The following is a 5,359-nucleotide window of genomic DNA, read 5'->3' as shown; positions in this document are numbered from 1 at the left end:
TTCTTGAACGCCGTGAAAAAGCTGTTCAGCCTCAAGCCTTAAAAAAATGCAGGAAATTTTTAAATTGCTAAGGTTTAAACTTTTTGAAAATGGTATATTTATCAAGTTATTATGAGTAAGGGGAAGAATGAAAATCCAATAAATCGTACTAAAGGTCTATTTTGACAATTTCAAATTGGAATATAATCAATATATTGTGTAATTACCGTAGAGGTTTGTGTGCGAATATATTTGTTATCTCGTTCACGATAAACTCTATAAGTGACTGTTATTCGTGCATTTTGACAATATTTCATAAATTGTCCACTGAGAGAGGTTGTTCTGCCTAATTTGATATTCATTCCCAAAGCATTCGTACTAATAGAGAGTTTTGTGCCTCGACTATACGTTTCTATTCCTAAAAATGTGCGACTTTCTTTAAATACTGACCAACTTTGAGGCTTTGACCACGTTTTTGTTTGAATAGAAGGTTCATTTCGTACACTATAAGATTCGTCATGAGAATAAGTTGTTATGTCAGAAATAGTTTTAGTATCATTATTTTCACTAGCCAATGCTACGCTATTTTGAATAACAGCAGAGTCTAAAGCAAAATTATTCGACGATAGTAGCAATGTGTTACATACATTTTTTTTCATAACGAATTTCCTCCTAAAAAATAATGACAACAGAATATGTTCTCTATTAATAATAGTATAGTATTTTGACTTCAATTGAATTTTGACATCATAAAAAGTTTTTTTGGTATCATAATTGTTAAAGTTATGAAAAATAGCTAGTGTTTTATGATTTAGTGAAGAGTATTTATGGGTTTAGTTTATCCATTAATCAAACAAATATCCTTTCAGAAAATTTGAATAAATTTTAGCAAATAATTGGAACGTCATCAAAATACTTTTTTTGCCCAGCATACAAAAAGAATCTCAAGCTATAGTAAAGCTTTAGGAACATGACCATTGCGAACACGGAAAGTACTGACATTTCTGTTAGGAAAGGGCGAATTAAAAAGGTAATGGATAGAGGAGATAAAAGCTGTTGTTTTTACAGAGAATTTTTGGCGAAATATCAAAACATTTGTGAACAAAAGATTTATTGTGGAACCAGATGAGGGTTATTTCAAATTTGTCGTTTTGATTTTAATGATGTCTATGCAGGGCAAGGATTTTTAGAAAATGATTTAAATAAAATTATAGATTTGTTTTGTCGCCTAGACTTTTCTAACTTTTATGAGTCACTTCATCTAGGTCAAACTATTTTTAGGAGAGAAAAATGATAGAAAGTCTGACAGAACGTACTAATAGCATTGTCAGCTAAACCAACCTTTAGAACCCAAGAAAATACGCATATAATAATCGAGGTCGAAAGGAGTGTGAAGACTTGTCAAACAAATGAGTGCGTTTCCACATTGAATTACTATGTACTTTATGTTTCAAAGTACATGATAAGAAACATCCTGTGACGAGTAAATGTAGATGAAGTAAGCCATAATTCATGAAACTTGTTTTTTTAATTTCATGAATTATGGCTTATTTTTCGAAGAAGTTTCTTCTATTTCTGTATTCAGTTTAGTGAAGAAGAAAAGGAACTTTTACTCACTTACTTATTAATGCTTGTTCATAATAATCAAACGTACTTTTCTTTTCAAATCCCATTTTTACATATAAGTGATACGCCACTTCATTAGTTGAATCAACTTCTAAATAGATTTCTTTTTCTTTTTTCCTTAATAACTGTTGTATGATATTGTTTAAGCAAATTTTACCTAATCCTTGACCACGAAATGCAGGATCTACCACAAAACCATAAATACCGTAAGAATTTTGGTCTTCTTCAATGCGCACACAGGCAATCAGTTGATCTTTTAAGTAAAAGACGAATGTTTTTTCTAAATCCTCAGATAATAGAGGACGATCTTCTGTACCAAATTGTAGTCTTGCAATCGCTATAGCTTCATTAATTGTTGCTTTTCTGAGTATAAATGGCGTATTTATCGGTTTAAATTTAGCTGGCTGTAAGACTAAACGATATTCGGTAAACTGTTTTTTCAACTGAGCGTTTTGTTTCAGAGAAGAGTTTAAGTATTCATCTTTAGGATCGGTAATAAACAAAATCCTTGAGCAATTCTTTTTTTGGGCAAATTGGCTGATTGTTTCAATCAATTCATGTAAAACATGTGGTTCATTTTGTGAAATGATTGTTGCCTCTAGTTCAGTTTCATCATAGAAACTTAAAAAAGCATAAGCACTGAGAGAATCATTGCTAAAATAAAGCAAATGTCGGATGAATTTATCCTCTTGGTTAACAAAATCAGGAGCTAATTTGAACTGACAGGTACGTTGCCTTTCTACTTCATTTTTTAAATCCATAACCAATGAACGATCAGAGGGATTGAGCTGTTTTTTGATGAATGATTTCATTTATTCTCCTTGAGTAAAATTATTTTTCTCATCTTATCTTATTTTTTTATAAAAGACAATAAAAAATAGTTCGACTTACAGAATATAGGACATGACGTTATCTATTTCCAATCGGAATTAGAACGGGGCCTTCTTTTTATTTTATGACAACTTGATTATCGCAGTTGAAGCACAAACTAAGGAACATCCTCTCTTTTTTGTTGAACGTATAGCTAAATTTTCATATTATTGATAGTTTTTGATTTCTTCTTTTATAATACGTAACCCTTTTTCTAAAATCTCTAAATGATTAGAAGACAACGCGATGCGAATAAACGGATCAGGTTGTTGTTGACTTGTAAAACGATTGGAATGGTAAAGACGGATGCCTTTTTCTAAAAAATTTTTTTCCACCACACTTGGTGAAATCTCAGGGCTTATCGGTATATTTCGATAAAAAGGATAAGGATTTGATGGGCGAGGCAAGTCAAAATAAGCATCAAAACGTTTATTTGCCTCCTTTGTTCGTGCAAATTTTGTCATTCGTATTTTTTGAACCGTTTCTGATGAACGAAGAACTTGCGTGATGATTTCTGCATCTAGTCCAGAAGTTTTCACATTTATATTAAAGATCGCTTGTTCAATTTTTTTTCTTAAATGTTCAGGAAAAACCAGATAAGCCACTCGTAATCCTGAACAAATAAATTTTGTCATACCAGATAAATAAACGGTTTGGTTGGGCAATAATTGTTGAAAAGGCGGAAGGACCTTCTTTTGAAAATAGGTTGTTAAAAATGAATGGATATCATCTTCAATTACCAATAGTTGTTCTTTTAAAATAATTTTTTTTAACTCTTCTCGTCGATTGAAAGACAATTGAAACCCGACTGGATTGTTACAAGAGGGCATTAAATAGAGGCCTTTAATTTTTTTCTTACGACATTCTTGTAACAGTAATTCAGGAATCATCCCTTCTTCATCAAAATCAATAGGAACAATTTCTAAGTGATACAAATGAGCTAACTCGATAAAGTTTGAATAAGTATAACGATCAACGGCGATTCGATCCCTTGGAGTAAATAAAGCTGTTAAGGTAATAGCCAGCCCATTTTGTACACCGGAAATAATCGCTGTCTGTTGAATCGTTGTGCGAATCCCTTGTGTTTGTAGCCATTCGACAGCAGTTTTTAATTGAAAATTAGTTCCCATAGGCTCACGGTAATTCAACAAACCGACCACATTTGGGTTGTTACTGACGGAATGAATAAAAGGTACGATAAGATGGTTGCATTCTTCAAAAGAACTAACTAAACCAAAATCAATAACATGGTCGGCCACATGATTAGTGGAAATAGTGATAGAAGTAAACGCATTTGGTGAAACGAAAGTGCCACTACCGATGTTGGTATACAGTAACCCCTTTTCAATACCATATTTATAAGCTTGTCCGACTGTTGTAAAGTTAATATCTAAGTAATCAGCTAGTTCTCTTTGCTAAGGCAATTGGGTATTTTTTTGTAATTTATTTGTGAGAATATCTTCTTCTAACTGTTGGATCAGTGAGTGATAGATAGGACGTGTTAATTTTGTTTTATCAGGACGCCATGTAATCGGATAATCATCATAAGAATTGATTGGCAAAACTTTCACCTCTTAAAATTGTATTCCATACAATTTTACTATTGAATGTATAGTTTTCAAAGCGTAAGCTACACAAATGAGGAGGAGAGAATAATGAAGATAATCGATTTTGAAGAAGTAGTTGCACAAATAAAAGTAAAAGAAGCAATTGAAGTGATGAGAAATTGTTTTATGGATTACGGAAACGGGAAAATTAGTCAAACAACGCGTTTAGTTGAAAGTTTACCAGACGGCAAAAATAAAAATATTTTTGCGATAATGCCAGCTTATCTTGGTGATGGACGTTATTTTGGGGCAAAAATAATTACTGCTTTTCCAGACAATCACTTGCAGCAACTACCTTCACATTTAGGAGAAATTTTACTGTTTGATTCTAGAAATGGAGTACCAGTGGCCATGATAGACGCCAATAGTATTACTTGGATTCGAACAGCAGCAGTATCTGCTTTAGCCACTGATTTTTTGGCAAAAAAAGATGCAAAAACATTAGCTTTAGTAGGAGCTGGACAACAAGCAGTCTCCCATTTAGAAGCGATTTGTGCGATTCGTCCGATCAACAAAGTTTCTGTCTATGATTTAAGTAAAGACAGAAGTCTAACATTTAGAGAAACAATGAAAAAGAAATATCCACAAATAGAGTTTGTAAGTGGAGATACTTTAGAAGAGACAGTTAATCAAGCGGATATTATTTGTACCTTGACGACAAGTAAAGATGCTTTTTTACAAAAAGAGTGGATCACACCAGGTACGCATATTAATGCCATTGGAACTTTTACACCAGAAACACGTGAAATTACTAGTGAATTGATGAAAGAAAGTGATATTTACGTAGATGACTATGAGGCTACCTTGAAAGAAAGTGGGGATTTATTGATTCCAATAGCAGAAGGAGTATTGTCAAAGTCAGCAATTTTGGGTTCTTTGAGTGAACTAGTTTCAGGAAAAACGTTTGTAGAAAATCAAGGGCAGTCTATAACGATTTTTGATGCAGTTGGTTTGGCAATTGAAGATCTTTGTTTGGCAGAATACATTTACCAAAAAGTAAAGGAGACGAAATAAAATGAAATTAAGTTATTATATCGTTGACGCATTTTCATCAGAAGTTTTTAAAGGGAATCCGGCGGCTGTGTATGTCTTAAATGAATGGTTGCCAGATGCAATTATGCAAAAAATCGCCATTGAAAATAATTTATCAGAAACAGCATTTACTGTAAAAAACAACGAACATTATGAGTTACGATGGTTCACTCCTGATCGAGAAATTGATTGGACAATGCGCGCACACCTGTGACTTTAGTCGTGGATAAGCGCATGTCGGAAGT

General features: G+C 32.9%; 3 protein-coding genes and 2 pseudogenes. 2 read left to right on the top strand and 3 right to left on the bottom strand.

Going from position 1 to position 5,359, the window contains the following annotated elements; translation table 11 throughout:
• Positions 1–170: 170 nt before the first annotated feature.
• From EVI01_RS13040 to EVI01_RS13030, 3 genes and pseudogenes are all read right to left on the bottom strand, one after another.
• Entirely contained in the window at positions 171–638 is a 468-nt protein-coding gene (locus EVI01_RS13040) for an LMxysn_1693 family intestinal colonization protein (protein WP_010752596.1), read from the bottom strand.
• A 954-nt stretch (positions 639–1,592) separates the two neighbouring features.
• Positions 1,593–2,417, bottom strand: coding sequence for a GNAT family N-acetyltransferase (locus tag EVI01_RS13035; protein ID WP_010752595.1), 825 nt, complete (start codon positions 2,415–2,417; stop codon positions 1,593–1,595).
• 225 nt (positions 2,418–2,642) lie between these two features.
• A pseudogene (locus EVI01_RS13030) lies at positions 2,643–4,037 on the bottom strand (aminotransferase-like domain-containing protein).
• 93 nt (positions 4,038–4,130) lie between these two features.
• Here EVI01_RS13030 and EVI01_RS13025 point away from each other — a divergent pair.
• Positions 4,131–5,096 carry an ornithine cyclodeaminase family protein gene (locus EVI01_RS13025; protein ID WP_010752592.1) on the top strand — a complete coding sequence of 322 codons (966 nt, stop codon included), beginning with the start codon at positions 4,131–4,133 and terminating at the stop codon, positions 5,094–5,096.
• A gap of 1 nt (position 5,097) precedes the next feature.
• Positions 5,098–5,304, top strand: a pseudogene (locus EVI01_RS13020) (PhzF family phenazine biosynthesis protein); the annotation flags it as partial.
• Between the last annotated feature and the right edge of the window lie 55 nt (positions 5,305–5,359).

It is taken from the genome of Enterococcus villorum (assembly GCF_007990225.1).
Lineage (GTDB): Bacteria > Bacillota > Bacilli > Lactobacillales > Enterococcaceae > Enterococcus_B > Enterococcus_B villorum.
Note: the sequence above shows the minus strand (reverse complement) of the source record. Positions and strands in the feature narration are given on the sequence as shown.